Below are 26,971 nucleotides of genomic sequence, written 5' to 3' on the forward strand. Positions count from 1 at the left end.
ACTACCGGTACGTTGCCGAACGTCCCGGCGACGAACCGCCTGTCGGTTTCCGCCCCGCCGGCAGCCAGGTCGGGCCAGGAAAGTGCGCCGAAACGGGATTGGCGATCACTGCGTGGCGGGAATACCTGCAGGCGAAGGAGGAGCCATGTCGCCCACGCAGATAATCGTCATCGTCCTCGTCATCCTGGTGGTCGCCGCCATCGCCGCCGCCGTCGTCGTGGCCGGCCGCCGCCGGGCGCTCCGGCAGCGTTTCGGCCCCGAGTACGACCACGTCGTCGCCGAGCAGGACAGTCGCAGCGCCGCCGAGCGCGAGTTGCGGGACCGGGAACGCCGGCACGCCGAACTCGAACTGGTCCCGCTCACGCCCGAGTCCCGGGCCCGGTACACCGAGGCGTGGGAGGAGCTCCAGGTACGTTTCGTCGACTCCCCTGCCGAGACCGTCGGGCAGGCCGACGAACTGGTCAGCCGGCTCATCGCCGAACGCGGATACCCCACCGGTGAGTTCGACGACCAGATCGCCCATCTCTCCGTCGAACACGCGCGCACGCTGGGTCACTACCGCGACGCACACGAGATCCATCTGCGCAACTCCCGGGGCGAGGCCAGCACCGAGGATCTCCGCCAGGCCGTCGTCCACTACCGCGCTCTCTTCAGCGACCTGCTCGGCGAGGAGCCGCCGGTCGCTGCCGGAGCGCCGGAACAGCGCCACCCCGACGCCGCCCACGACGCCACCAACCGCTGAGGAGATCACCATGCGGCAGGAAGAGCAGCAGCTCAACAACGACCACCCGGAGACCGTACGCTCCGCCCCGGTGGCGGTGCCGGACACTGAGGACGACCGGACGACTGACGACGGGGCCGACATCGTCGACGAGCCGACGGATCGCGACCGGTCGGAGGCCGACCGGGGCCGCCCCTGGGACGGCCGTCCCGGCTCCGACAGCGAGCGGGCCGAGTTCAACGAGCCGGGTCCGGTGCCAACCACCTTCGGCGCGACCACGGTCGGTGGCGCGGTCGCCGCGTCCGCACTGGCCAGTCCGCGCCCCGAGGACGAGCGCGACCCGCGCGAGGAGGACACCGCCCGACCTGGTGACGGTGCGGTCGACGGGGAACGGGAGGGACGGCGGGCGGACCCGACGGCCGAGTTCAACCGGACCGGCGACGACGATGACCTCGACGACAACGACGCCGAGGCTTCCGCCGCCGACGATGCGGCGGACGACCGGCTGACCGACAATCCCGTCGACGTGGACCGGGCGACGGACGACGGCTCCCTCCGGACGACGGCGGACGACGACACGGCGGCGGCGGGCGGGGCCGGCTTCGGCAGCGCCACACCCACGATGGTCGACCCCGACACGCAGACCTCGGGCGAGGCCACGGCCAGCCCCGGGGCGGCGGCTCCGGCCGGGGCGGCGACGCTGTTCGACGACACGACCGCACAGGGCTTCCGGGACCGCTGGCGCGACGTCCAACTGCGCTTCGTGGATGACCCCCGGGCGGCTGCCGGCGAGGCGCAGTCGCTGGTGGAGGAGGCCATGGAGGCGCTCTCGGCCGCGCTGGCCGAGCACCGCAACAAGCTCGGCGGCTGGCAGGAGGCCGGTTCGTCCGACACTGAGCAGCTGCGGGTGGCGGTACGCGAGTACCGGGACTTCCTCGACCGGGTGCTCGGCCGCTGACTCGCCCGCACCACGACGTTTCACCCGAAGGCGGGTGCCCCCGGATCCGGGGGCACCCGCCTTCGGCGTACCGCCGCAGGCATGGCCACCGGCGAGGCGGGTACGCCCAACAGGGCCGGAGAGCGCCGCGGACAGGAGGGCAGCAGCGATGACGGATCGTGATCGGCAACGACCGCTGGAGGAGCGCCCCGAGGCGGCCGCGGCGGTCGACGACGACAGCACCATCCCTCAGCTGATGACCGGGGGCGGTCCCGACCGGGACAATCCGACGTTCGCCGAACCGGATGATCCGACCGGAAGCGGGCCGACCGACGACATCATCGCCGATCCGTACGCCGCCGGGACCGGCGCGACGGGGACCGGCACCGGTGCCGGCGGGGACAACATCCGCACCGGCGCGGAGCAGCCCTGGGAGCCGGAGGACCTGGTGATGGCTCGGGGGCAGGACCTCACCGCCGAGAACATCGAGCGGGCCCGGCGCGAGTTGGACGAGACCGGCCGGACGGCGATCGAGAAGACGGTTCCCTGATCCGCCCGCGCCCCGGTGCGCCCTCGCCGCGGCGGCGGTAGCCGGTTGCGGCATGCCAACGCCGTCGAGCGGGTGACGGCAACCGTGGCGCAGGCGGCGCGAGGGGCCCCTGGTCCGACCGGTGCGGTCGGACCAGGGGCCCGGGTGACCTGCCGCCGCAGCGCCTCACCTACTGTCGGCGGCGGGTGTGCCTGTGTCCGTCAGGACAGCGGCGGGTAGGCGTTGGCCATCAGCTCGGCGAACTGGGCCGCGAACCAGGCGCCCGAGATCGGGGCGTCCGGCAGGGCACCGCTCATGCTGTTGCCGTTGCGGTCGTTACCGGTGTAGGTCGGGTCGCACATCCGGTCGAAGCCCTTGCCGTCGTTGTTCGGGATCTCGCGGCTGGAGCCGTCCGACTCGCCCGGGGGCTTGGCCCAGACGTAGGCGTCGATGCCGGAAGCCGGCGCGGCCTTCGGCCGCTCGCCCATACCCGCACCGGACTGGTTGCACCAGTTGCCCTTGTGGATGCGGCGGTCGACCCGGCCACCGTCCACGTAGGTGTTCACGTTGGTCGTCGGGCCCGCGCTGGTGGGCCGGTTGGGGCCGCCCCAGCCGTTACGGGAGGTGTCGATCAACATGCCGATGCTGCTGGGGAAGCCCTGCCGGACCAGTTCCTGACGGAACGCCTGGGCGAAGCTCTGCTCGTCGTTGTACTGGTTCCAGTCGATCCAGTCGGACTGCCGCACCGTCTGCCCGTTCACCGAGTCGGTGACCTTCGCGTACGGCTCGATCAGGGCCGAGTAGTTCGCCGTGTTGGTGATGAACCCGTGCACGTGGTTGACGGTGCTGCCGGAGGCCGTCGCGGCCTCCTTCAGGATCTGGGCGGTCGGGGTGAAGTTGCTGTCCCAACCGAGCCAGCCGTGGTGCCCGGCGTCCACGTAGTTGTAGACGTTCGAGAACGCGCCCAGCTGGGCCAGGGCGTAGCCGACACCCTGCACGTACGCGCCGTTGGCCTTGACCGTGTCGCACATGACGGTGCCACCCGGGTTGCCGGAGGTGTTGGTCACCAGGTTCGGCAGCGAGTCCACCTCGATGATGTTGATGATCCTGATGTCGCGGTACTTCGCGTCACCCTGGATCGCCGCGATCGGGTCGATGTACTCGGCCTTGTACTTCGGCAGTTCGTCCGCCTGCAGCTCACCGTTGGAGGCGAGCGCCGCGCAGTCGCGGCCGGGCAGGTTGTAGATGACGAACTGGATGTAGTCGGCACCCTGCTCCAGTGCCTCGTCCAGGTGGTCGCGGATCCCCATCGGGCCGTTGGACTGGCTGTTGTCGGTGCCCTCGATCGCCGCGATCCGGTCGATCCAGACCGCCGTCGAGATGTTCGACACCCGGTTACCGCCGGCGACCGACTCGGCCTTGGCCTTCCACTCCGGGTTCACGTAGCCCTGGGCGTTCAGGTACGGGTTGTCCACCCTGGTACCGGGAGGCGGCGGGCTGGTCGGCGGAGTGCTGGTCGGGGGCGTACTGGTCGGCGGGGTGCTGGTCGGCGGGGTGCTGGTCGGCGGCGTACTGGTCGGCGGCGTACTGGTCGGCGGCGTGCCGCCGTTGCAGGTCACCCCGTTGACGGTGAACGAGGTGGGCTTGGGGTTGCTGCCGCTCCACGAGCCGTTGAAGCCGATGCTGGTGCTGGCGCCGGTGGCCAGGTTGCCGTTCCACGACTCGTTCTGCGCGGTCACGTTGCGGCCCGACTGGCTCCACCGGGCCGACCAGCCCTGAACGAGACGCTGGTTGGCGTCGGGGAACGTGAAGCCGAGCGTCCAGTTGCTGAGCGCGTCGCCGACGTTCCTGATGGTGACGTTGGCGGTGAAGCCGCCCTGCCAGTCGTTGGTCGTGTAGGCCACGTCGCACTGCGTCGCCGCGTGCGCCGCGGTCACCGGTAGCGTCACCAAACCGCCCGCGACCAGCGCGCTCGCGCCGGCCAGCGCGACGGCCCGGCGTCGACCGGACAGCCTTCTCCACACATTCATGCCACTGATCTCCTTGGGCGAGACCGGATCCGCGTACGGCCCGGCACGTGGCCCGAGGGACGTCCTGTGCGGACGACCGCCGGCGCCAACGGGATTCTTCGGGAGCGCCCGACCCGGACGGGCGTTGGTGGTGGTGCGACGACCGGCGTCACCGGTCGGCGGTCAGGTGGTCGTCCGGCGAACCGGATGCCCTCGACACCTGCCTACGCGGTGTGGCTCTGCTCACCGCGTGCTGCGATTCTTGCATGGGAGCGCTTCCATGGCAATGGTTCGATATTTTCGAAACCCTACCGGGCAAATGCCGCAACACCACTACAACGCGAGCGGCGTGCCCTGGCAAGCCCTGCCATACCCATCCCACCAGGCGCCGGACAGGCCGGCACGTCCGGGGGCAGGCATACCGACAAAGCTCGACAGACCGAACGAATGCCAGAACACGAATTTTTCCCTGCATAAGTCATGAAACGGTCTAACGTCGGTTCTGGCTCGGTTGTTGCCGGCCGCAGGACAACAGGGATGGAGTGACACAGGTCATGGCTAAGAAGATGCTGGGGAAGGTCGTTGCGGGTGCTGCCCTCGGCAGCGCCTCCCTGCTGGTGTTCGCGCCAGGGGCCGCGTACGCCGACGGCCAACCGCAGACGGAAGAAGGCAAGGTCTTCGCCAAGCCGCACGCCGTCAAGGCGGGCGAAGAGGTCAAGCTCGTGCAGATCTGCCCCGAGGAGCAGGAGCACCCCTTCGTCTGGTCCAAGGTCACCGGGAAGGTGAAGCTCGAACCGGCCCGGGACGGCGACTCGCGCGGCGACCACAAGGATTGGCGCGAGGAGAACGGCGCTGCTGAAGGCGGCATGGACAGCGAGGGCTGGTCCGGCCACGAGCGTTCGCAGCCCGCCGAGGGCGAGTCCGGCGGCGGTTGGGGCGGCGGCGCCGACGTCCGCGACGACTGGAAGGGCGAGGAGCACGGCCAGGACGCTGAGGGCGGTCGCGACTCCAAGGACCACGACAAGAAGGACTGGAAGAGCCAGGACGAGGCGGGCTACTCGGCCAACGAGGAGTCCACCGGCGACTGGTCCGGTCGGCACGAGAGCGGCTCGGACTCCGCCGAGCGTGACTGGTCCGGCGAAGGCGACTGGTCGGGTGAGTCGCACAAGGGCGACTGGTCGAGCGAGTCGGGCGGGAGCGACTGGTCGGGCGAGTCGGGCGAGAGTGACTGGTCGGGCGAGCGCGAAGACCGCTCCGGCGAGGCTGACTGGTCCGGCAAGCGCGACTGGGCGGCGGACGCGGCCGACGCGCGGGGCAAGGACAGCTGGGAGCACAAGAAGGACTTCGTCTACTACGGCGAGGCCCACGTCGCCCGGGACGCCAAGCCCGGCACGTACAAGTTGGAGGGCTCCTGTGGCACGGGCGAGTTGGTCGTCCTGCCGCACGGTGGGGTCGACGGTGGCGACGGTGGCATCGCCACCGGCGCCGACCGTGGCCTGGCCACCGCCGGGGCGAGCCTGGTCGGCGCGGCCGCCCTCGGTGGCCTCGTGCTGATGCGCCGTCGTCGGGCCGATGAGTTCGCGGCCTGACGCGACGACGGGACGGGCCGGCGGCCGTCACGGGGGACCGTGGCGTGCCGTCGGCGCCGCCGTCGTCGTCCTGCTCGCCATGATGGGCTCCGGGCTCATCGGCGCGTCGCTGAAGACCACCGACTCGCCGCGCCCGCCGCAGCCCGTCGCGGGGACGAGCGATCCGTCCCCGAACGGCCCACTCGCCGAAGCCGACCTCGGCGGCGCGCAGCAGGTACCGACGGGGTTGTCCCGCGCCACCCCCACCACCATCAACATTCCCCGCATCGGAGTCCGCGCCGGCATCATGGCGCTCGGCACCAACCCCGACGGCACCGTCCAGGTGCCCCCGCTCGACCAGGCGCTGCTCGCCGGTTGGTACGAGCCCGGCCCGAGCCCGGGCGAGCCGGGCAACTCCGTCATCGTCGGACACGTCGACTCGGCCGCGATCGGTCCCGCCGTCTTCTTCTCCCTCGGTGCCCTGCAACCCGGCGACACCGTGAGCGTCGAACGGGCCGATGGCCGGACGGCCACCTTCCGGGTGGACTCGGTGGCGTCGTACCCGAAGGACGCCTTCCCCACCGAGCAGGTGTACGGCCCCAGCGACCGGCCGGGCCTGCGGGTGATCACTTGCGGCGGCCAGTTCGACGAGGCGACCGGCGACTATCCCGACAACGTGATCGTCTTCGCCTCGCTGATCCCCTGACCCACCACCCCAGACCCCACCGCCCCGGGTGGTCAGGTGGCGGCGGAGGTGCGGACCAGGGTACGGATCTGGCGCAGCAGTACCGACAGTGCGGCGAGGTCCGCCCGGGACTCGTCGAACTCGCCCATCGCCCGTTCGGCGCGGTGGATCGAGGTGGCGTTCGACTGCTCCCACTGCTGTACCCGCTCCTGCGGCGACAGGTCACCCGGCGTGGAGTCCAGCACCTCCGCGGTGAGCGCGGCGAGTGCGGCGTACAGGTCGTACCGCAGCGCCATCCGCGCGAGCGTCTGCCACCGGTCCTCGCGCGGCAGCAGCGAGATCTTGGACAGCAGCGAGTCCACCCGGAACCGGTCGGAGAGCACGAAGTAGACCGAGGCGACCTCGCCGACGTCCCGCCCGGTGCCGGTGGCGGTCTCCACCACGTCCAGCAGACCGAAGCTGTACATCAGCCGGGTACTGCGCTCGGCCAGCTCACGCGGCACCCCACGCTCGGTCATCGAGTCGATGTGCGCCGCGATCGACTCGCGTTCGCTGCCGTAGAAGAGCGTCTCCATCTGGGGCAGCAGCCGGGTGATCCCGTCCCGCAGTCGCGCGATCTCCGCCGGCACGTCGATCGGCGAGCGGCGGTTGGTCACCAGCCACCGCACCGCCCGGTCGAGCAGCCGCCGGGTGTCGAGGTAGACGTTGGTCTGCAATTCCGGATCGATCCGATTGTCCAGGGCCTCGACCGCGTCCCACAGCTCACGCAATCCGAAGACCTCGCGGACCACCACGTACGCCCGGATCACGTCCGCCGCCGTCGCGGCGGTCTCCTCGACCACCCGGAAGACGAACGAGATCCCGCCCCGGTTGATCGCCTCGTTGACCAGCACCGTGGTCACGATGTCGCGGCGCAACCGGTGCCGGTTCATCCGGTCGGCGAACCGTTCCCGCATCGGCGTCGGGAAGTAGTTGACCAGAACCTCACCGGTCCACTCCTCGTCGGGCAGCCCGTCGGTGAGGATCTCCTTCTCCAGGGCGATCTTCACGTACGCCAGCAGCACGGCGAACTCCGGCGCGGTCAACCCGGACTCGGTGCGTACCGCCAACTCCTCGTCCGGCGGCAGCGCCTCCAGCGACCGTTCCAGGACGCCGGCACGCTCCAGCTCCGTGATCATCCGTCGGTGCACCGGAAGCAGCGAGGTCGCCTGGGCCTGGGAGTTGTTGATCGCCCGGGCCTGGTCGTAGTTGTCCCGCAGGACAAGCTCCGCCACCTCGTCGGTCATCCGGGCGAGCAACTCGTCCCGCTCGGGGACACTCAGCTCACCGTCGGCGACCGCGGTGTTCAGCAGGATCTTGATGTTCACCTCGTGGTCGGAGCAGTCCACCCCGGCCGCGTTGTCGATGAAGTCGGTGTACATCCGGCCGCCCGCCTGGGCGTACTCAATCCGGCCGTGCTGGGTGAAGCCCAGGTTGCCGCCCTCGCCCACCACCCGGCAGCGCAGGTTGCGCCCATCCACCCGAATCGCGTCGTTGGACTTGTCGCCCACCTGAGCGTTGGTCTCACTGGACGCCTTGACGTAGGTGCCGATGCCGCCGTTCCAGAACAGATCGACCGGCGCGGTGAGGATGGCCTTCATCAACTCCTGCGGGCTGAGCTGGTCGACGTCGTCGTCGAGCCCGAGCACGGCACGGACCTGTGGTGACACCGGCACCGACTTCGCCGTACGCGGGTAGATCCCACCACCGGCCGAGATCAGCTCGGCGTTGTAGTCCTCCCAGGTGGACCGGGGCAGGTCGAACAGCCGCTTCCGTTCGGCGTACGAGGTGGCCGCATCCGGGTCCGGGTCCAGGAAGATGTGCCGGTGGTCGAACGCGGCCACCAGCCGGATGTGCTCCGACAGCAGCATGCCGTTGCCGAAGACGTCACCGGACATGTCGCCCACCCCGGCCACGGTGAAGTCCTGACTCTGGGTGTCATGCCCCATCTCGCGGAAGTGCCGCTTGACCGACTCCCACGCGCCCCGGGCGGTGATGCCCATCTTCTTGTGGTCGTATCCGGCCGAGCCGCCGGAGGCGAAGGCGTCGCCCATCCAGAAGTTGTGTGCCGTCGAGATCTCGTTGGCGGTGTCGGAGAAGGTGGCGGTGCCCTTGTCCGCCGCCACCACCATGTACGGGTCGTCGCCGTCGTGCCGGACCACGTCGTCGGGCGGCACGATCTCGCCGGCCACGATGTTGTCGGTGACGTCCAGCAGCGCCGAGACGAACTCCTTGTAGCAGGTCACCGCCTCATCGCGGTCACCCGGCTTCTGCTTGAGCACGAAACCGCCCTTGGCGCCGACCGGCACGATGACGGCGTTCTTCACCATCTGCGCCTTGACCAGACCGAGCACCTCGGTGCGGAAGTCCTCCCGCCGGTCGGACCAGCGCAGGCCGCCCCGGGCCACCGGCCCGAACCGCAGGTGCACACCCTCGAACCGGGGCGAGTACACGAAGATCTCGAACTTCGGTCGGGGCGCGGGCAGCTCGGGGATCGCCTGCGGATCGAGCTTGAACGCCACGTACGGCTTGGGTCGCCCGCCCACCGGCCGCTGATAGAAGCTGGTGCGCAGGGTGGCCTGGATCAGGTTCAGGTACGACCGCAGGATCCGGTCCTGGTCGAGGCTGGCCACGTCGTCCAGCGCGGCGCGGATCTCGGCCACCAGTTCGGCGCCCCGCCGCTGACGCTGCTCGGCGTCGACCGGCCCCGGCTCGAACCGCGCCTCGAACAGCTGCACCAGCAACGTGGCCAGGTGCGGGTACGCGATGAAGGTGGACTCCATGTAGTCCTGCGAAAACACCGTGCCGGTCTGTCGCAGGTACTTCGCGTACGCCCGCAGCACCACCACCTGACGCCAGGTCAGCCCGGCGAGCAGCACCAGCTCGTTGAAGCGGTCCACCTCGGCTTCGCCCCGCCAGGCCGCCGCGAAGGCGTTCTCCACGTGCGGGCGCACCTCGGCCAGTTCCTGGTGCCCCTCCGGCAGTCGTAGCCCGAAGTCGTACAGCCAGATCCGACCGTCGACCCGTTCCACCTCGTACGGGTGCTCGTCGACCACCTTCACGCCGAGCGAGTGCAGCACCGGCAACACCGCCGAGAGCATCATCGGCTCGCCGTAGCGGTACACCTTGAACCGCACGTCCATCGACTCGTCGACGTCCGGACCCCGGCCGACGGCACGCGGCGCAAGCTGCTTGCGGAACAGGTGCATCTCCAGCTGGCCGGGCTCCTCCAACAGCTCCAGCTTGGCCAGGTCCTTCATCGCCTCGTACGGCGTGTGCCCGTCCTTGTAGCCCTCCGGGAACGCGTCGGCGTACCGACCGAACAGGTGCTTGGCCTGCTCGTCACCGAGCTTGCGTTCCAGCACCAGCCGGTAGTCGTCGTCCCACAACCGGGTGGCGTCGGCCAACTCCTCGGCCAGCAGGTCGGCGTCGATGTCGCCGGGCGGGCTCGTCGGGTCGGTACGGACGATGAAGTGCACCCGGGCCAGCATCGACTCGGTCACCCGGGTGGTGTAGTCCACCCCGACACCGTTCAGCTCACGCAGCAGGATGTCCTGCATACGCAGCCGGTTCTGCGTGGTGAACCGGTCCCGGGGCAGGTAGATCAGACAGGAGATGAACCGCCCGTACGCGTCCCGGCGCAGGAACACCCGCAGCTGCCGGCGACCGGCCATCCGCAGTACCCCGATGACCGCGTGGTACAGGTCGTCGGTCTTGATCTGGAACAGCTCGTCGCGCGGGTACGTCTCCAGGATCTGCATCAGATCCTTGCCCGAGTGGCTGCGCAGGCTCAGGCCCGACCGGTCCAGCACCTCGGCGACCTTGCGTCGGACCACCGGCAGTTCCTGGACGCTGGTCCGGTACGCGGCGGTGGAGAACAGGCCCAGGAAGCGCCGCTCGCCCACCACCTCGCCGTCCTCGTCAAAGATCTTGAAGCCGATGTAGTCGAGGTACGCCGAGCGGTGCACGGTGGCCCGCGAGTTCGCCTTCGTGATGATCAGCAGGCGCTTCTCGGTGACCTTCTCGTGCGCCTCGGGCGTCATCGAGGACAGCGCCCGCGCGTCCGGCGAGTCCTGACGCAGGATGCCCAGTCCGGTGCCGAGCACCGCTTCCAGCGCCGGCCCACCCTCGGCCGAATTCGGCACCAGCCGGTACTCCCGGTACCCGAGGAAGGTGAAGTGATCGTGCGCGAGCCAACGCAGCAGCTCGACCGAGTCGGTGATGTCCTTCTCCGGCACCGGTGGCCGGTTGTCACTGGTGCGCGCGGCGGCCAGTTCGTCGGCGAGGGCGAGGGCGCGCTGACGCATCTTCGGCCAGTCCTCGACGGCCTCCCGCACGTCGGTCAGCACCCGTTGCAGTTCCCGGCGTAGCTTGTCCCGCTCCTCCGGGTCGCGGACCGGGTCGATCTCGATCCGCATCCAGCTCTCGACCAGGTCGCCGGAGATCGCGTCGTCCGGCTCCACGTCGGCGGCGACCTCGACCAGCCGACCCAACGGCTCCCGGCGGACCACCACCAGCGGGTGCACCAGCAGGTGGACGTCCAGATGGTGGGTGTTGAGCAGGGCGGTCACCGAGTCGACCAGGAACGGCATGTCGTCGGTGACGATCTCGATGACGCTGTGGTGCTGCTCCGCGTCGGGCGAGTGGATCCGTAGCTTCAACTCACCCGGTACCCGCTGTCGGGCCAGTTCCCGGTGCGCGCGGGCGGCGTCGAGCATCTCCTCGGCGGTGAACCCGATCAGCTCCTCGTCCGGCGCGAACCGCCAGAACCTGCCCACCAGGGTCGCCGCATCATGATCGTCACCGGCCAGCGACACCGCCTGGGCCACCAGGCGCTCGGCGTTGGGCACCGGCTCGTCGAACTCGGCGTCCTCCGCGTCGTCGGTCAGCGCCTCCGGCGGTAGTCCCAGGTCGTAGAGAGTGTCGATGCTCGAACCGGTCATCCCGGTCACACCTGTGTCTAGCCGACCGAAACCGTCCCCGTCGGTCGCCGTGTCGAAACTGTCGTCCCGGCTGGTGTCAACCTGCCGGAGGTCGGGTTCCGGTTTGATCGCCGGACGCCGGTCCATCGGTGCCACTCCCCTCGACCCACAACGCTGTGGGTCACTCTGCCGCCAAGCCTAGGCCGACCGATCGGTGCTTCCGTCGGCGGACCACCGGCCGGACGTCCGGATCTCCGACGCCGTCCTTTCACCCGTTGCGGTACGAGGTTCGACCGGGTTCGGAGTACCCCGCCTGATGTTGTTCATCACACCGTCACGAGACCGTCTTTTCCCCTGACCAGACCCATCCGGGACAGTGGCCGTCGCCCCGGCGTACTAGCGTGCGGAGCAGCCGACCAGAAGGAAGCACGAGATGTACGTTCCGCGCCGACAACGCCGCAGCCGGTCGCCACTGACCGTCGTCGTCGCCTGCCTGGTCGTAGCGGCCGGTCTGGTCGCCTGCTCGGGCGAGGACGGCCCGCAGCGCACCGTCGACGCATTCCTCGACGGCTGGCGCAAGGGCGACCTGAACGCGGTCGGTTTCGTCGACCCGACCGGCGCGAAGGTTCCCGCAGCCAACGTCGTCCGGGAGATCCGGGAGCTCTCCGGCGAGCTCGTCGATGCTCCGCTCACGCTGACCCGCCAGGGCGATCCGGAGGTGGTCCGGGACACCGCCACCGCCACCATCCGCGCCGAGTGGACGCTACCGGGCGGGACGCTCTGGGCGTACGACCGTCCGCTGCGACTCAGCCAGGGCAGCGACGACCAGTGGCAGGTGATCTGGGAGCCGCAGATCGTTCAGGAACAGCTCACTCGGGGTGACCGGTTGGGGCTGCGGCGGGACCGTGCGCCGCGGGCGACCGTGCTGGACGGTGCCGGCGAGCCGATCGTGGCACCGCGCGACGTGGTCCGGGTGGGGTTGCGGCCCAGCGAGGTGACCGACGTCAAGGCCATGGTCCGCGAACTGGACACCGCGTTCCGCGCCATCCGGCCGGCGATCACCCCGCCGGTCGACCTGTCGGACCTCCCCAAACGGCTGAAGGAGGCCAAACCGGACGCGTTCGTCGAGGTGGTCACCCTTCGGGACGAGGCGTACCGGCAGATCAAGTCGCGCATCTACCCCCTGCCGGGGACGAAGTTCCCGACCGACAAGCTGGACCTCGCACCGACCCGCGAGTTCGCCCGGGCGGTGCTCGGCAGCGTCGATCCGGCGTACGCCGAGGACCTCGCCAACCACCCCGACCGCTACTCCGCCGGCGACCTCGTCGGTCACGGAGGATTGCAGGGCAGCTGGGACGAACGGCTACGCGGCGTACCGGGGCTGGCCGTCGTGATCAACCGTCCCGGGCCGGACGGGACCGTGGAACCGACCGGCACCGAGGTGTTCCGCCGTGAGCCCCAGCCCGGCCAGCCGGTTCGCACCACGCTCGACGTGACCACCCAGAACGCCGCCGATCGGGCACTGCGCGGCGAACGCCGGCGCTCCGCCCTGGTGGCCGTACGGATCAGCGACGGTGCCGTCCTCGCCGCCGCCAACGGCCCCGGGGCCGCCGGGGAGAACCTGGCCTTCACCGCGCAGGTGCCACCCGGCTCCACCTTCAAGATGGTAAGCGCGTTCGGGCTGATCGAACGCGGCGCGGTGACTCCGGACACCACCGTCGCCTGCCCGAAGAGATTCGTCGTGGACGGACGTTCCTTCAAGAACTCCGATGACTTCGCCCTCGGCGAGGTGCCGTTCCGCACCGACTTCGCCAAGTCGTGCAACACCGCCTTCACCGCGCTCGCCCCCCAGTTGGGCGCGGACGGTCTGGCCGCCGCCGGACGCACTCTGGGCCTGGAAGGCGAGTGGGGTGACCTGGGCCTCGACGCGTTCACCGGCAAGGTCTCCGCCGGTGGCGGTGCCACCGAACAGGCCGCCGCGGCGATCGGTCAGGGTACGACAGTGGTCAGCCCCCTGGCCATGGCGGCGGCGACCGCAGCCGTGGCCAGGGGCCAGTTCGTCCCGCCGAAGCTGTTGCTGGATCCGGCGCCGGCCTCGGTAGCCGAATCGGGGCCGCAGTTGAAGCCCGAGGCGGTCACGGCAGTCCAGGAGATGATGCGCGAGGTGGTAACCAGCGGCTCCGGCACGGCCCTGCGGGATGTGCCGGGCAAGCCGGTGCACGGCAAGACCGGCACCGCCGAGTACGACGACAACCCGGAGAACACCCACGCCTGGTTCGTCGGCTGGCAGGGCGATGTGGCGTTCGCCGTCTTCGTCGAGAAGGGTGGCTCGGGCAGCGGCACCGCAGTACCGATCGCCGAGCGCTTCCTCCGCGCCCTACCCGACTGACCCCCTCAGCCCCCACCGCCGCTGATCCCCCGCAACGATCGCCGGTAAGCAACTTCGGGGTTGTTGCTGGGTCAGCGGGCCTCCAGGCAGCAACAACTCTGAAGCTGTCCGGAACGGCGGCGGGATGAGACGGCGGCGCTCTGTCAGGCGGCCGGCCCGCCGGTGGCGGTCGCCGGGCGAGTGGCCCCCGTCGAGAAAGCGGTGCCGCCCAGGTCACCACCGGCTACACCACCATCGGCCAGGTCATGATCAGCCAGGCCACCATCGACCGGGTCACCGCCGCCCGCGCTGCCGCCACCCACACCGCCACTGCCGTCGCCCGCGCCACCGCCGTCCGTGCCGCCGCCACTGCCACTCCGGCGACCGTCGCTGTGGCGATGGTCGTCGGCCTGACCGCGGTCGACCGGCGCCGGTGCGTCCGGTGGGCCGGGTTGATCGGGGCCCCGGCGCGGGCCGGGGGTGGGACGGAGCCTCTCCTCGGGACGCAGCCGAGGTGGCGCCGAGCCGGGGGCGGTCACCGGGCGCAGGCCGGATACCACGGTGTTGACGATCTCCGTGGCGTACGCGCCGTCCGGGTCGTAGTCGGGGTCGAAGACGGTCAGCTCGACGCCGAGGCAGTGCGGGGTGTCGACCAGACCGGCGAGCAGGATCTCCAGCTCGGCGAAGGCGATGCCGCCAGGATCGGGCGCATCGACCGCCGGCATCACGGCGGGGTCGAGCACGTCCACGTCGACGTGCACCCAGTAGCCGGCGCAGTCGGCCAGCTGCTCGTGCGCCCACTGGGCGGTACGCGCCGCGCCCTCGGCGCGTAGCGCCGGCACCGGTCGGGTGATGATCCCGGCGGCCTGCAGGTCGAGTCGGTACTCGTCCTGGGCACGGATGCCGAGCACCACCACATCGACGTCCCGGAAGTAGGGTCGACGGCCCTCGATCGCCGCCAGGTCGGCCTGGCCCCGACCGGTCACCAGGGCGAGATCCTCACCGGCCGCCGCTCCCACGTACGAGGCGTTGCCGGGGTGTCGGAAGTCGGAATGGCCGTCGACGAAGACCAGCCCGATCCGGCCGCCGACCGCCTCACCCAGCCGGTGCATGGCCAGCGCCGAGCCGAGCAGAATCGAGCAGTCACCACCGAGGACCACCGGGAACTCTCCCCGGTCGATGATCGCGCCGATCCGGTCGGCCAGCGCCGCAGAGTAGTCGGCGATCTCCCGCGCGTGGCAGACGCCGTCCCCGGGTCGCCAGTCACCGGCGTCGTAGCGGGGCGGGGTCAGGCAGCCCGCGTCACGGGCGCGCAACCGGGGCAGCAGTCCCTGGTCCCGTAGCGCGCCCGGCGCCTTCCCGCAGCCGGGGACGGAGGTGGGCGTCGGCGGGCGCAGACCGAGGTTGCTCGGCGCGTCGAGGACGGCGATCCGGCGCATCATGGGCCGCCTTCGTTCGCGACTGCGGGGCTCGCAAGCTCACTCCTCGCGCTCACCTAAGCCTCCCGTCCTCGTGGTGTGGGGGCGGGCCGGCGACACGCCGGCCCGCGCTGGCGTGGCAGGTACTCAGAACAGGGCGCTGGCCAGGGCCCGGCGGGCCGAGGCGACTGCGGGATCCTCTGGCCCGGCGATGGTGAACAGGCCGATCAGGTGCTGACGGACCTTCTCCCGATCGTCGCCGGCGGTGCGGCGCACCAGCCCGACCAGGCGCTGGTAGGCCTGATCGGCCAGGCCGCTCAGCACCTCGATGTCGGCGGCGAGCAGTTGGGCGTCGACATCGTCGGGGTCGGCCGCCGCGGCGGTGAGCGCCGCCTGCGGATCGGCTCCGGCCACCCGGCGGGCGAGTCCCACCTGAGCCAGCCCGGCCTCGGCCGCGGCGTCCGCCGGGGTTTCCGCGAGGATCTTGCGGTACGCCTGCTCGGCGGCGTCCAGGTCGCCACTCATCAGCGCGTCGTCCGCCTCGTTGAGCCGTGGGTCCTCCGGCTCGGTCACGCTCACCCCGCCGGCCTTGAGCACGGCCTGGAGCCACTGACGAAGCTGTGCCTCGGGCACCACGCCGGAGAAGGCGTCCACGGGTTGCCCGCCGACCACCGCGTACACCATCGGGATGCCCTGGACCCGGAACATCTGCGCGAGCCTCGGGTTGGCGTCCACGTCGACCTTGGCGAGCACCCAGGCACCGCCGCTCTCGACCGCCAGCCGTTCCAGCACCGGAGAGAGTTGCTTGCAGGGCTGGCACCACTCGGCCCAGAAGTCGACCACGACGGGTGTGGTCAACGAGCGCTCCAGGACCTCCGACTGGAAGGTCGCCTCGGTCACGTCGACGACTGTGACTCCGCCGACGGCACCGCCGGGCGCCCCGGCGGGCGGGCCGGCCTGAACCGGAGCCGGTGTGGAACTGGGGGCAGGGGTGCGCAGCGCGCTGAGGTCGACCGCGCCGCGGGTAAAGATCGACGAGGTGATCCGTGGGTCGCTCATGGTTATCTAGTCTCGCACGCAGTTCGCCGAACTCGGATCAGCCTCGGCCCGCGCAGTTGCCACTGTCACCCCTGCCCAGCCGCCCTGATGGGGCGAAGGTCAGAACCGTGCGGGCTCGCGGTAAACGCCCCATTCGGCGCGCAGCGCGTCGCAGATCTCGCCGAGGGTCGCCTCCGCCCGGACGGCGTCGAGCATCGCCGGGATCATGTTCTCCCCGGTACGGCTCACCGCCACCATCGCCTCGACCGCGGCACGTACCCGGGAGTCGTCCCGACCGTGCTTGCGTTCGGCCAGCATCCGGCGCTGCTCCAACTCCACCTCGTGCGAGATGCGGAGGATCTCCAACTCCTTGGCGACCGTTCCGGTGTGGCAGTTGACGCCGACGATCTTCTTGTCGCCCTTCTCCAACGCCTGCTGGTACGCGAACGCGGCCTCGGCGATCTGTCCGGTGAACCAGCCGTCCTCGATGCCCCGCAGGATGCCGGAGGTCATCGGCCCGATCTGGTGCGGGCCGTCGCCACCGAGCGCGCGGATCCGGGCGAAGATCTCCTCCGCCTCGGCCTCGATCCGGTCGGTGAGCGCCTCGACGTACCAGGAGCCGCCCAGCGGGTCGGCCACGTTCGTCACCCCGATCTCCTCCATCAGCACCTGCTGCGTACGCAGGGCGATCTCGGCGGACTCGTCGGTGGGCAGGGCGAGGGTCTCGTCCAGGGCGTTGGTGTGCAGCGAGTTGGTGCCACCGAGCACGGCGGCGAGCGCCTCGACGGCGGTGCGTACCACGTTGTTGACCGGCTGTTGCGCGGTCAGCGACACGCCGGCGGTCTGCGTGTGGAATCGCAGCCAGAGCGCCTTCTCACTGGTGGCGCCGTAGACGTCGCGCAGCCAGCGGGCCCAGATCCGGCGGGCGGCCCGGAACTTGGCGATCTCCTCGAAGAAGTCGACGTGCGAGTCGAAGAAGAAGCTCAGCCCGGGGGCGAAGACGTTGACGTCAAGCCCGCGCGAGAGTCCCAGTTCGACGTAGCCGAAGCCGTCGGCCAGGGTGTACGCCAGCTCCTGCGCGGCGGTCGAGCCGGCCTCGCGGATGTGGTAGCCGGAGACCGACAGCGGCTTGTACCGCGGGATCTCAGCCGCGCAGTATTCCATCAGGTCGCCGATCAGGCGCAGGTGCGGCTCCGGGTCGAACAGCCACTCCTTCTGCGCGATGTACTCCTTGAAGATGTCGGTCTGCAGCGTCCCGTCCAGACTCGACAGGTCGGCGCCCTGGCGCTCGGCGGCGACCAGGTACATGCAGAACACCGGCACTGCCGGGCCGGAGATGGTCATGCTCGTGGTGACCCCGGCCAGGTCGATGCCGTCGAAGAGCGCCTCCATGTCGGCGGCGCTGTCCACCGCCACCCCGCAGTGGCCCACCTCGCCGAGCGACTGCGGGTCGTCGGAGTCGCGCCCCATCAGGGTGGGCATGTCGAAGGCGACCGAGAGCCCGCCGCCACCGGCGCCCAGGATCATCTTGTAGCGCTCGTTTGTCTGCCGGGCGTTGCCGAACCCGGCGAACTGGCGGATGGTCCAGGTCCGCCCCCGGTAGCCGGTCGGGTAGAGGCCCCGCGTGTAGGGGAACTCCCCGGGCCAGCCGATCCGCTCGAACCCCGGGTACGCGGCACCCTCCGGTGGACCGTAGACCGGGTCGACGGGCATCCCGGAGAGCGTGGTGAAGTCGGCGTCCCGCTTGCGCGCGGAGTCGTAGCGGGCCTGCCAGCGGGCCCGCCCGGCTGCGATGTCGTCGGCGTTCATCCCCGGGCTCCTCCTCGAGTCCTCGACTGCAACCGAGTGTAGAGCCCTTACCTGAACGATCGATAAGGCAGTTCGTACCGACCGGTAACGTGAGCTGCCCGAACTCAGGCGGCCGGGCCGTCGATGGCCACGTCGTCCACCCGGATGTTGATCTCGTCGACCCGCAGTCCGTACGCCTCGACCGCCCGGGTCACCTCGACCCGCACCGCCGTGGTCACCTCCGGCACCGGATGCCCGGCGTCGGTCACGATGACCAGGTTGATCACGGCACCGCCGTTTGTGACGTGCGCGGAGCAGCCCCGACGCGCGTCGCCGACCTGGTCGAGCCCCACCCGGTCCAGCACCGCGTTGAAGAACCGGGCGACGTCGCCACCCAGCTCGACCACGCCGGGCACGGCCTTCGCCGCGGCCACCGCGATCTTCTCCACCACCTCGTCCGAGATGTGGGTACGCCCGCCCGCCACCGCGTCCGGCGTCATCGCCAACTCCTGCGTCATCTCGTGGTCCATGCGTCCCCCAGCGGCCGTCGCAGTACCCGCGCATCCGCGCGGCGGTGCGAGCCTAACCGTCTCCAGCGGTCCGCAGTGGACGCGGTTACCCGGCGAGCTGGGCGAGCAAGGTCTCGGCCGCGGCGTACGGATCGGTGGCACCGGCCGCCACCTCGGCGGCGAGCGCCGGCAGCTGCGTACCGTCGCGCAGCGAGCCGATCCGGGCGCGGAGCACGCCGAGCGCGATCGCCTCGACCTCGGCGGCGGCCCGCGCCTCACGCCGACGTCGCAACTCGTCGTGCTCGACCAGCCAGGCGCGGTGCTTGTCGATGGCGGCGGCGACGTCGTCGATGCCCTCACCACGGGCGGCGACCGTCCGCACCACCTGCGGACGCCACTGGCCCGGACCGCGCTCGCCGAGGGCGATCATGCCCTGGATGTCCCGGACGGTGGCGTCGGCACCGTCCCGGTCGGCCTTGTTCACCACGAAGACGTCGGCGATCTCCAGGATGCCGGCCTTCACCGCCTGGATCGCGTCGCCCATGCCCGGCGCGAGCAGCACCAGCGTGGTGTCGGCGAGCGAGGCCACCTCGACCTCCGCCTGCCCGACCCCGACGGTCTCCACCAGCACCACGTCACAGCCGGCGCCCTCCAGCACCCGCACCGCCTGCGGGGTGGCCGCCGACAGCCCGCCGAGGTGCCCCCGGCTGGACATCGAGCGGATGTAGACGCCCGGGTCGGTGGCATGGTCCTGCATCCGCACCCGGTCACCGAGGATCGCGCCGCCGGTGAACGGGCTGGACGGATCGATGGCCAGCACCCCGACCCGGTGCCCGTGCGCCCGCAGCACCCTGACCAACTCGTTGGTGGTGGTGGACTTGCCCACCCCCGGCGAGCCGGTCAGGCCGACCACCTGGGCCCGTCCGGTGTACGGGGCGAGCGCCGCGGCGATGGCCGGCACGGTCTCGTCGCCCGACTCGACCAGGGTGATCAGTCGGGCCACCGCGCGGGGGTCACCGTCGCGGGCCCGTTCGACAAGCATCGGAACGTCCCGGCTGCGGCGTACCGAACCGGTGGCCGCCGCCGGGACGCGGGTGTTCGACTCGCTCACAGATCGGTTTCGGTGGGGTCGGGAACATGGATGATCAGTGCGTCGCCCTGTCCGCCACCCCCGCAGAGCGCTGCCGCGCCGGTGCCGCCGCCGCGCCGCTTGAGTTCCAGCGCGAGGGTGAGCACCAGCCGGGCGCCGGACATGCCGATCGGGTGGCCGAGCGCGATCGCGCCGCCGTTGACGTTGACCTTGTCGGGGCTGATCCCGAGGTCACGGGTCGACTGGATACCGACCTGCGCGAACGCCTCGTTGATCTCGATCAGGTCGAGGTCGGAGACGGCCAGACCGCCCTTGCGCAGGGCGTGCTGGATGGCGTTCGAGGGCTGCGAGTGCAGGGAGTTGTCCGGGCCTGCCACGTTGCCGTGCGCCCCCACCTCGGCCAGCCAGGCCAGGCCCAGCTCCTTGGCCTTCGCCTTGCTCATCACCACCACGGCGGCGGCGCCGTCGGAGATCGGCGAGGAACTGCCGGCGGTGATGGTGCCGTCGGAGGTGAACGCCGGGCGGAGCTTGGCCAGGGAATCGGCGGTGGTGTCCGGCCGGATGCCCTCGTCCTCGCTGATCACCAGCGGGTCACCCTTGCGCTGCGGGATGACCACCGGGGTGATCTCCTCGGCGAAGTGGCCGTTCTTCTGGGCGGCGGCGGCGCGCTGGTGGCTGCTGGCCGCGAACTCGTCCTGTTCCCGGCGGGTGATGCTCCGGGTGCTGCCGTGCCGCTCGGTGGACTCCCCCATCGAGCAGCAGTCCCACGCGTCGGTCAGCCCGTCGAGCGCCATGTGGTCCTTGATCACCACATCGCCGTACTTGTAGCCGGCGCGCTGGCCGAGCAGCAGGTGCGGGGCGTTGGTCATCGACTCCATGCCGCCGGCCACCACGATGTCGAACTCACCGGCCCGGATCAGCTGGTCGGCCAGGGCGATCGCGTCGAGCCCGGAGAGGCAGACCTTGTTGATCGTCAGGGCCGGTACGGACATCGGGATGCCGGCCTCGACGGCCGCCTGCCGGGCGGGAATCTGCCCGGTACCGGCCTGGAGCACCTGGCCCATGATCACGTACTGCACCTGGTCGGCTGCGACTCCTGCCCGTTCGAGCGCGGCAGAGATCGCGATGCCGCCGAGTTTCGTCGCCGGTAGGTCCTTGAGGTTGCCCAGCAGGCGCCCCATCGGGGTCCGCGCGCCGCTGACGATCACCGAAGCCATACCTGCCTCCGAAGGGGTGCCGACCTGTACGCCTTAACGATTGTTCGGCCAGACTAACGTCATGCCTGAGAACTCCCCCGTCGAGCCCGCTGCCGACTATGTCACAGACATCGGGCTGCGCCGCATCGACCATGTCGGGATCGCGGTGCCCGACCTCGACGCCGCCATCGACTTCTACCAGCGCACCTTCGGGATGCGCTGTGTGCACACGGAGACCAACACCGAGCAGGGCGTCCGGGAGGCGATGCTGGCGGTCGGGCCGAGCACCGAGGGCGGTTGCGTCCAGCTACTCGCGCCGCTGACCCCGGAGTCGACGATCGCGAAGTTCCTGGACCGCAACGGCCCGGGCGTTCAGCAGGTGGCGTACACGGTGACTGACATCGACGCGGCCTGCGCGGCGCTGCGCGAGCGTGGCGTACGACTGCTCTACGAGAACCCGAAGCGTGGCACCGCCGACTCGCGGATCAACTTCGTGCACCCGAAGGACGCCGGCGGCGTGCTGATCGAGCTGGTCCAACCGGCCGCGGCGCACTGATCCGAAGGGCCGCGCACGACCGCCGCGAGCACGGAGGTGTGCGCTTGCCGGAGCGAGCATGCACCTCCGCGCAGCGGCCGATGCACTTTTTCACAGGAGGCTTCCGACCCTAGCTACCGTTCAGTAACCTCCGGCCTCACAGGTAGCCCGAAGGCGCGGGATGTGGCGGCGGCCGACATGGTGATCGCCGCCGACCAGCGTCGACGATGGCAGCCCCAGGCCCGCCGCCGAGCGGCGAGAACCGGAGGTCACCGTGCAGGACATCCTCGAAGCCATCATGGCGGCGGACGGGTCGGCCGACCCGGCACGCGAGTTGGCCGGTGTCGCCGGACTGCCGGTACCGGAGAGCTACCGGGGCGTGGTGGTCCGGGCCGAAGAGACCCGGATGTTCGACGGCATGACCACCCGGGACAAGGACCCGCGCAAGGCGCTGCACCTCCAGGAGGTGCCCACACCCGAACTCGGCCCGGGCGAGGCACTGGTCGCGGTGATGGCCAGCGCCATCAACTACAACACCGTCTGGACCAGCATCTTCGAGCCACTGTCCACCTTCAGGTTCCTCCAGCGCTACGGCCGCACCTCCGAGTTGGCCCGCCGGCACGACCTGCCGTACCACGTGGTCGGTTCGGACGCGGCGGGCGTGGTGCTACGGGTCGGTGCCGGGGTGAGTCGCTGGCGCCCGGGCGACGAGGTGGTGGCCCACTGCCTGTCGGTCGAGTTGGAGGACGCGGCCGGTCACGACGACACGATGCTCGATCCGCAGCAGCGGATCTGGGGGTTCGAGACCAACTTCGGCGGCCTGGCCGAGCTGGCCGTGGTCAAGGCCAACCAGCTGATGCCCAAGCCGGCGCACCTGAGCTGGGAGGAGGCCGCCAGCCCCGGGCTGGTCAACTCGACCGCGTACCGGCAACTGGTGTCGCACCACGGGGCGAACATGAAGCAGGGCGACGTGGTGCTGATCTGGGGCGCCTCGGGCGGCCTGGGCGGCTACGCCACCCAGATGGCGCTCAACGGCGGTGCGATCCCGGTCTGCGTGGTCTCCTCGCCGGAGAAGGCGGAGCTGTGCCGGCGGATGGGTGCCGAGCTGGTCATCGACCGCTCCGCCGAGGGCTTCCGGTTCTGGTCCGACGAGCAGACCCAGGATCCGGACGAGTGGCGTCGCTTCGGCGAGCGGATCCGGGAACTCACCGGCGGGGAGGATCCGGACATCGTCTTCGAGCACCCCGGCCGGGAGACCTTCGGTGCCAGCGTCTACGTCGCCAAGCGCGGCGGCACCATCGTCACCTGCGCCTCCACAAGCGGCTTCCTGCACCAGTACGACAACCGCTACCTCTGGATGCACCTCAAGCGCATCGTGGGCAGCCACTTCGCCAACTACCGCGAGGCGTGGGAGGCCAACCGGCTGGTGGCGCTGGGGAAGATCCACCCCACCGTGTCCAGGACGTACGCGCTGGAGCAGACCGGCCAGGCCGCGTACGAGGTGCACCGCAACGCCCACCAGGGCAAGGTCGGCGTCCGCTGTCTGGCCCCAGAGGACGGACTCGGCGTACGCGACCCCGAGCTGCGCGCCCGCCACGCCGAGGCCATCAACCGGTTCCGTGGACGCTGACCTGAAGGCCGAGGCGTCGATGGCCATTCGGTGATCACCGATTGGCTTTCCACACGGGTGCCCTGACGCCCATTCGTGCGAGCGGGCGACGTCGGAAACAAAGGGCCGTGCGCCACCGCGCCACGGCCCTTTTCCACGTCACGCTCCGTGCCATCCAGCTCGCCCCGGAGCTGGCAAGATCGCATGTCGCGCCGGTGGTCGGCCACCGCGCGGAGTTGACCATGTAATGCGGGCGGCAAAGGGCGGCACGCTCTTGCGAAGCACCCCAGGGAGTCTGCCAGTATGTCCCAATGCCCCAGCAGCAGTCCTCCCCTCTCGCGTTCTTCGATAACGCGAACTCGCAGCCAGATTTCACGGTTGGCCTGCGCGGATACAACACCGGTCAGGTCGACGACTTCATCGGCCGGCTCAACGCCGCACTGAGCCAGGCCAACAAGGACCGCGCCGACGCCGAGCAGGCGCTCAACGACGCGCAGCGCCGGCTCCGGCAGTCCGAGCAGCGGCTGACTGCCCTTGAGCAGAAGCTCACCGACACCAGCAAGCAGCTGGAGGAGAACAGCCGGCCCACGCTGTCCGGCCTCGGCACCCGGGTCGAGCAGATCCTCCGGCTCGCCGAGGAGCAGGCCAACGACCACCGCAACGAGGCCAAGCGCGAGTCGGAGGGGATCCTCTCCGCCGCCCGCCTCGAAGCGCGCGAGATCACCGACAAGGCACGCGCCGAGGCCGCGGCCATGAAGGCCACCGCCGAGCGGGAGGCGGGCAACGTCCGCACCGCCGCAGAGCGCGAGGCCGCCGAGGTGCGCGTCCAGGCCCGCCGCGAGGCCGACACGCTGCGCGCCGACGCGGATCGGGAGACCAAGCAGCTGCGTACGGTGACCGCCCACGAGGTCGCCGAGCTGAAGTCCACAGTGGAACGCGAGGTGGCCACCCTCCGGGCCACCGCCGAGCGCGAGATCACCCAGCAGCGGGCCAAGGCCGCCCGCGAGGCCGAGGAGAAGCGCGCCGAGGCGACCAAGCTGCTCACCGACGCCCGCGACAAGCGCGACAAGGACCTCCAGGCCCTGGAGCTGCAGCTCGCGGAGCGGCGGGAGAAGGCCGAGCGCGAGGAGTCGGAGCGGCACGCCGCCCAGGTCGCGCAGACCCAGAAGCTGGTCAACGAGGCCGAGCAGCGGGCCCGCGCCGCGCAGGACCGGGCCAAGGAGATCGAGCAGCGGGCCGAGGCCCGCCGGGTCGAGTCGGAGCGCACCGCCACCGAGACGGTGGAGAAGGCCAAGGCGCTGTCCGAGCGGACGCTGAACGAGGCGCGCGCCGAGTCGCAGCGCCTGCTCAACGAGGCGCGCACCGAGGCCGAGCTGACCACCCAGGCGGCGCGCCGCGAGGTCGAGGACCTCACCCGGCAGAAGGACGCCGTCACCTCGCAGCTCGGGCAGATGCTCTCCGGCCTGGCCGGCATCGTTCCGGGCGTGCCGAACAAGGCCGCCGCTGCCGAGGGCGACAAGCCGGCGGCCAAGAAGGCGGACGGGGCGGACGACAAGGTGGCCGCGGAAACCACCAGCTGATCACACCCGGGGCATGATCCACGGCGCGGGGTGACATCGGGCGACCGGTGACACCCCGCGCCGCCCTGCGTTTCGCGGGGCCCGGGCCGGCTACCAGCGTCGCCTTCCCCGAGCCGTGAAGTAGGTCCCAACAGGGGCGTCCGTATCGCCCCAGGAGGGCCCGATGCGTGTGAGGATGGGAGCATGTCGCACGGCGAGGAACTGTTCGCGCTCGGCGGGGACGTGACCACGGAGCCCAGCTTCGAGTCCGCTCTGCGGGGGTACGAGAAACGACAGGTCGACCGATACGTCGCTCGTGCGGAGCACGAGATCGCCGCGCTCGCGGCCGAACGGGAACAGGCGTACACCCAGATCCACAAGCTGGCCGGTCAGGTCGAGGTGCTGCAACGCGACCTCGCCCAGGTGCGCAAGCAGGTCGGGGTCGTCGACCGGGCCGCCTTCCGACACCTCGGGCCGCGGGTGGAGCAGATCCTCACGCTGGCCGAGGAACAGGCCGAGGACATCCTCTCCGCCGCCAACGAGGAGATCGAAGCCCGCCGGGCCGCCGCCGAGCACATCATCGAGGAGGCCCGCGTCGCGGCGGCCACCGCGCTCAAGGATTTCGAGATCGCCCTGGCCGCTCGGCGGGCCGAGGAGGAGCGGCAGGCCGCGACCCGCCGGGCCGAGTCGGAGGCCGCCGCGAAGTCGGCGAAGGAGGAGGCCGCCCGGCTGCGCAAGTCCGCTCAGGAGGCCATGGCCCGGGCCCAGCAGGAGGCGACGCAGCTCCGGGACGCGGCCAAGGAGATCCACAGCCGGGCCCAGCAGGAGGCGACCAAGCTACGCGACGCGGCCCGAGAGGCGCTCGCCACCGCCCAGCAGGAGGCGACCCAGCTTCGCGACGCCGCCAAGGAGGTGCACGCCAAGGCCCAGCAGGAGGCGCGACGGCTGGTCGACCAGGCCACCGAGGCCGGCCGGGCCACCCACGCCAAGGCCCAGCAGGAGGCCAAGCAGATCATCGACGACGCCGCCGAGGCCGGCCGGGCCGCCCGCAACAAGGCCCGCCAGGAGGCCGAGCGGCTGAGCACCCAGGCGACCGAGGCGGCCAAGCGCACCCGCGCCGAGACCGAGGCGTACGCCCAGCGGATGCGCAGCGAGACCGAGGCGTACGTGCAGCACGCCCGGGCGCAGGCGCAGCAGGAGCTGGGCGCCTGGCGGGCCGGGGTGGAGAAAGAGGTGAACAGCCGACGCGAGGCGGCCGACCGGGAGCTGACCGAGCGCAAGGCGACCGCCGAACGCGAGTTCACCGCCCGCCGCGATCAGCTGGAGAAGCAGTACAAGACCCGCAACGCCGAGCTGGACGATCGGATCCGCACCCGTACCGCCGAGCTGGAGTCCGGCTTCGAGACCCGGCGGTCCCAGCTGGAGTCCGAGTACACGGCGCGGAAGAACGAGATCGAGCAGGGCGCCGACCAGATCCGCCAGGCCGCCGAGCAGGAGGCCGCCACGGTACGCGGGCGGGCCGAGGAGCAGGTCGGTGAGCTGCTGCGTCAGGCGGAAACCGAGTCGGCCGCGAAGCGACGCGAGGCCGACGAGTACGTCACCGCCGTGCGGAGTGAGGCCGACGAGTACGCGGCCAGCACCCACCGCGACGCCGACCAGTACGCCGAGACCACCCGGCGGGAGGCGGACGAGCACGTCACCGCCGTGCGCCGGGAGGCGGACGAGCACGTCGCGGCGTCCCGCCGCCAGTTCGAGGAGTACGCGGCCACCACCCAGCAGCACCTCGCCACCACCCAGCAGCACCTCGCCGCCACGCAGCAGGAGGCCGCAGCCGGCCGGCAGCAGCTCGCCCAGGTGATGCTGGAGATCGCCAAGGCCCAGCAGCAGCTCGCCGACCTGCGTCAGGAGACGTGGAAGTCCCGGCAGGAGTCCGACGATCTGGAGCGCAAGTTGCTCGGCCTGCGGCTACAGGCCACCTCAGCGCCCGACGGCTCGACGCCACCGGCGGTTGCCGCAGTGTCCGCCAACGGGGCACACCCCACCGGCGTCTCGACGAACGGCACTCAACCCTCCGGCGACACGCTGGCGGTCGCTCCCTCCGGCGGCGCTGCCACCCGCCCCGGCGACGAGGCCCCGGCCGGGGGCGGCCGAGCCGGTGACCGTCCGAGCGGTGACGATGCCGGGCCGGCGACCAAGCCGGCGGCGGAACCGGTCACCACGGTCGAGGATCCCTCGCCGAACAAGCCGGTAGCCGAGCCGACAAGCGTCGACGGCGGCACCGCCAGCGAAGGGCTGGACGGCGAGCCGACGGTGGCGGCGGTACCCGGCGAGGGTGGCCGAGGTGCCACCCCGACGAAGATCACCAGCACCGGCGAGAACGGCAAGCGCCCGACCAAGCCGACCACCGACGAGCGCAGCGCCAAGCCCAGCAAGGTCACCTCCGACTGACGT

The 26,971-nt window shown here is 70.9% G+C and carries 17 protein-coding genes and 1 pseudogene; 10 read left to right on the forward strand and 8 right to left on the reverse strand.

The features are described from left to right. Nucleotides 1-145 precede the first annotated feature (145 nt). From ACN26Z_RS25790 to ACN26Z_RS25800, 3 genes are all read left to right on the forward strand, one after another. On the forward strand, nucleotides 146-742 hold the full coding sequence (locus ACN26Z_RS25790; RefSeq protein WP_093410567.1) for a hypothetical protein: 597 nt from the start codon (nucleotides 146-148) through the stop codon (nucleotides 740-742). A 10-nt stretch (nucleotides 743-752) separates the two neighbouring features. Next, nucleotides 753-1,679, forward strand: a complete 927-nt coding sequence (locus ACN26Z_RS25795; protein WP_421463728.1) for a hypothetical protein — start codon at nucleotides 753-755, stop codon at nucleotides 1,677-1,679. 148 nt (nucleotides 1,680-1,827) lie between these two features. Beyond that, on the forward strand, nucleotides 1,828-2,208 hold the full coding sequence (locus ACN26Z_RS25800) for a hypothetical protein (RefSeq protein WP_093410571.1): 381 nt from the start codon (nucleotides 1,828-1,830) through the stop codon (nucleotides 2,206-2,208). Between the two features lie 200 nt (nucleotides 2,209-2,408). Here the strand turns inward: ACN26Z_RS25800 and ACN26Z_RS25805 are convergent, their stop codons facing one another. Further along, nucleotides 2,409-4,217 carry a glycoside hydrolase family 6 protein gene (locus ACN26Z_RS25805; RefSeq protein WP_093410573.1) on the reverse strand — a complete coding sequence of 603 codons (1,809 nt, stop codon included), beginning with the start codon at nucleotides 4,215-4,217 and terminating at the stop codon, nucleotides 2,409-2,411. Between the two features lie 533 nt (nucleotides 4,218-4,750). On the opposite strand from ACN26Z_RS25805, the gene ACN26Z_RS25810 reads away from it, so the two are divergent. After that, nucleotides 4,751-5,785: a hypothetical protein gene (locus ACN26Z_RS25810; RefSeq protein ID WP_421463731.1), complete on the forward strand. Its 1,035-nt coding sequence runs from the start codon at nucleotides 4,751-4,753 to the stop codon at nucleotides 5,783-5,785. Next, nucleotides 5,769-6,470, forward strand: a complete 702-nt coding sequence (locus ACN26Z_RS25815) for a class F sortase (protein WP_421463733.1) — start codon at nucleotides 5,769-5,771, stop codon at nucleotides 6,468-6,470. The genes ACN26Z_RS25810 and ACN26Z_RS25815 overlap by 17 nt, the downstream gene beginning before the upstream one ends. 32 nt (nucleotides 6,471-6,502) lie before the next feature. Here the strand turns inward: ACN26Z_RS25815 and ACN26Z_RS25820 are convergent, their stop codons facing one another. Further along, nucleotides 6,503-11,557 (reverse strand): NAD-glutamate dehydrogenase, encoded by a 5,055-nt coding sequence (locus tag ACN26Z_RS25820; protein ID WP_421463735.1) that lies wholly within the window; start codon nucleotides 11,555-11,557, stop codon nucleotides 6,503-6,505. Nucleotides 11,558-11,843: 286 nt separating this feature from the next. On the opposite strand from ACN26Z_RS25820, the gene ACN26Z_RS25825 reads away from it, so the two are divergent. Next, nucleotides 11,844-13,799 carry a penicillin-binding transpeptidase domain-containing protein gene (locus tag ACN26Z_RS25825; RefSeq protein WP_421463737.1) on the forward strand — a complete coding sequence of 652 codons (1,956 nt, stop codon included), beginning with the start codon at nucleotides 11,844-11,846 and terminating at the stop codon, nucleotides 13,797-13,799. A gap of 428 nt (nucleotides 13,800-14,227) precedes the next feature. On the opposite strand, the pseudogene ACN26Z_RS25830 reads toward ACN26Z_RS25825, so the two are convergent. The 6 genes and pseudogenes from ACN26Z_RS25830 to ACN26Z_RS25855 form a co-directional block, all read right to left on the reverse strand. Continuing rightward, nucleotides 14,228-15,220: pseudogene (locus tag ACN26Z_RS25830) on the reverse strand (arginase family protein); the annotation flags it as partial. Nucleotides 15,221-15,343: 123 nt separating this feature from the next. Beyond that, nucleotides 15,344-16,255 carry a tetratricopeptide repeat protein gene (locus ACN26Z_RS25835; RefSeq protein ID WP_421463740.1) on the reverse strand — a complete coding sequence of 304 codons (912 nt, stop codon included), beginning with the start codon at nucleotides 16,253-16,255 and terminating at the stop codon, nucleotides 15,344-15,346. A 99-nt stretch (nucleotides 16,256-16,354) separates the two neighbouring features. Then, entirely contained in the window at nucleotides 16,355-18,043 is a 1,689-nt protein-coding gene (locus ACN26Z_RS25840) for an acyl-CoA mutase large subunit family protein (protein ID WP_093410591.1), read from the reverse strand. A 104-nt stretch (nucleotides 18,044-18,147) separates the two neighbouring features. Further along, complete coding sequence (locus ACN26Z_RS25845) at nucleotides 18,148-18,540, reverse strand: Asp23/Gls24 family envelope stress response protein (protein WP_373870690.1); 393 nt, start codon at nucleotides 18,538-18,540, stop codon at nucleotides 18,148-18,150. 97 nt (nucleotides 18,541-18,637) lie between these two features. Beyond that, a complete protein-coding gene (gene meaB / locus ACN26Z_RS25850; protein WP_421464726.1) occupies nucleotides 18,638-19,573 on the reverse strand; it encodes a methylmalonyl Co-A mutase-associated GTPase MeaB in 936 nt (311 codons plus the stop codon). A 65-nt stretch (nucleotides 19,574-19,638) separates the two neighbouring features. After that, on the reverse strand, nucleotides 19,639-20,838 hold the full coding sequence (locus ACN26Z_RS25855; protein WP_396887859.1) for an acetyl-CoA C-acetyltransferase: 1,200 nt from the start codon (nucleotides 20,836-20,838) through the stop codon (nucleotides 19,639-19,641). A gap of 61 nt (nucleotides 20,839-20,899) precedes the next feature. Here ACN26Z_RS25855 and mce point away from each other — a divergent pair, with 61 nt between their 5' ends. The 4 genes from mce to ACN26Z_RS25875 all read left to right on the forward strand — a co-directional run bounded on the left by mce (nucleotide 20,900) and on the right by ACN26Z_RS25875 (nucleotide 26,968). Then, entirely contained in the window at nucleotides 20,900-21,373 is a 474-nt protein-coding gene (mce, locus tag ACN26Z_RS25860) for a methylmalonyl-CoA epimerase (RefSeq protein ID WP_093410599.1), read from the forward strand. 253 nt (nucleotides 21,374-21,626) lie between these two features. Then, nucleotides 21,627-22,982: a crotonyl-CoA carboxylase/reductase gene (gene ccrA, locus ACN26Z_RS25865; RefSeq protein ID WP_421463743.1), complete on the forward strand. Its 1,356-nt coding sequence runs from the start codon at nucleotides 21,627-21,629 to the stop codon at nucleotides 22,980-22,982. 290 nt (nucleotides 22,983-23,272) lie between these two features. Then, entirely contained in the window at nucleotides 23,273-24,541 is a 1,269-nt protein-coding gene (locus tag ACN26Z_RS25870) for a DivIVA domain-containing protein (RefSeq protein ID WP_093410605.1), read from the forward strand. Between the two features lie 183 nt (nucleotides 24,542-24,724). Continuing rightward, entirely contained in the window at nucleotides 24,725-26,968 is a 2,244-nt protein-coding gene (locus ACN26Z_RS25875; RefSeq protein WP_421463745.1) for a hypothetical protein, read from the forward strand. Nucleotides 26,969-26,971 lie beyond the last annotated feature (3 nt).

Origin of the sequence: Verrucosispora sp. WMMD703, from assembly GCF_049178935.1 — a bacterium.
Classification (GTDB): domain Bacteria; phylum Actinomycetota; class Actinomycetes; order Mycobacteriales; family Micromonosporaceae; genus Micromonospora; species Micromonospora sediminimaris.

What these genes read in the sequence shown, in the direction of transcription:
- ACN26Z_RS25790 (WP_093410567.1), top strand. Translation starts at nt 146, where the DNA reads ATGTCGCCCACGCAGATAATCGTCATCGTCCTCGTCATCCTGGTGGTC.
- ACN26Z_RS25795 (WP_421463728.1), top strand. Translation starts at nt 753, where the DNA reads ATGCGGCAGGAAGAGCAGCAGCTCAACAACGACCACCCGGAGACCGTA.
- ACN26Z_RS25800 (WP_093410571.1), top strand. Translation starts at nt 1,828, where the DNA reads ATGACGGATCGTGATCGGCAACGACCGCTGGAGGAGCGCCCCGAGGCG.
- ACN26Z_RS25805 (WP_093410573.1), bottom strand. Translation starts at nt 4,217, where the DNA reads ATGAATGTGTGGAGAAGGCTGTCCGGTCGACGCCGGGCCGTCGCGCTG.
- ACN26Z_RS25810 (WP_421463731.1), top strand. Translation starts at nt 4,751, where the DNA reads ATGGCTAAGAAGATGCTGGGGAAGGTCGTTGCGGGTGCTGCCCTCGGC.
- ACN26Z_RS25815 (WP_421463733.1), top strand. Translation starts at nt 5,769, where the DNA reads ATGAGTTCGCGGCCTGACGCGACGACGGGACGGGCCGGCGGCCGTCAC.
- ACN26Z_RS25820 (WP_421463735.1), bottom strand. Translation starts at nt 11,557, where the DNA reads ATGGACCGGCGTCCGGCGATCAAACCGGAACCCGACCTCCGGCAGGTT.
- ACN26Z_RS25825 (WP_421463737.1), top strand. Translation starts at nt 11,844, where the DNA reads ATGTACGTTCCGCGCCGACAACGCCGCAGCCGGTCGCCACTGACCGTC.
- ACN26Z_RS25835 (WP_421463740.1), bottom strand. Translation starts at nt 16,255, where the DNA reads ATGAGCGACCCACGGATCACCTCGTCGATCTTTACCCGCGGCGCGGTC.
- ACN26Z_RS25840 (WP_093410591.1), bottom strand. Translation starts at nt 18,043, where the DNA reads ATGAACGCCGACGACATCGCAGCCGGGCGGGCCCGCTGGCAGGCCCGC.
- ACN26Z_RS25845 (WP_373870690.1), bottom strand. Translation starts at nt 18,540, where the DNA reads ATGACGCAGGAGTTGGCGATGACGCCGGACGCGGTGGCGGGCGGGCGT.
- meaB (WP_421464726.1), bottom strand. Translation starts at nt 19,573, where the DNA reads ATGCTTGTCGAACGGGCCCGCGACGGTGACCCCCGCGCGGTGGCCCGA.
- ACN26Z_RS25855 (WP_396887859.1), bottom strand. Translation starts at nt 20,838, where the DNA reads ATGGCTTCGGTGATCGTCAGCGGCGCGCGGACCCCGATGGGGCGCCTG.
- mce (WP_093410599.1), top strand. Translation starts at nt 20,900, where the DNA reads ATGCCTGAGAACTCCCCCGTCGAGCCCGCTGCCGACTATGTCACAGAC.
- ACN26Z_RS25870 (WP_093410605.1), top strand. Translation starts at nt 23,273, where the DNA reads ATGCCCCAGCAGCAGTCCTCCCCTCTCGCGTTCTTCGATAACGCGAAC.
- ACN26Z_RS25875 (WP_421463745.1), top strand. Translation starts at nt 24,725, where the DNA reads ATGTCGCACGGCGAGGAACTGTTCGCGCTCGGCGGGGACGTGACCACG.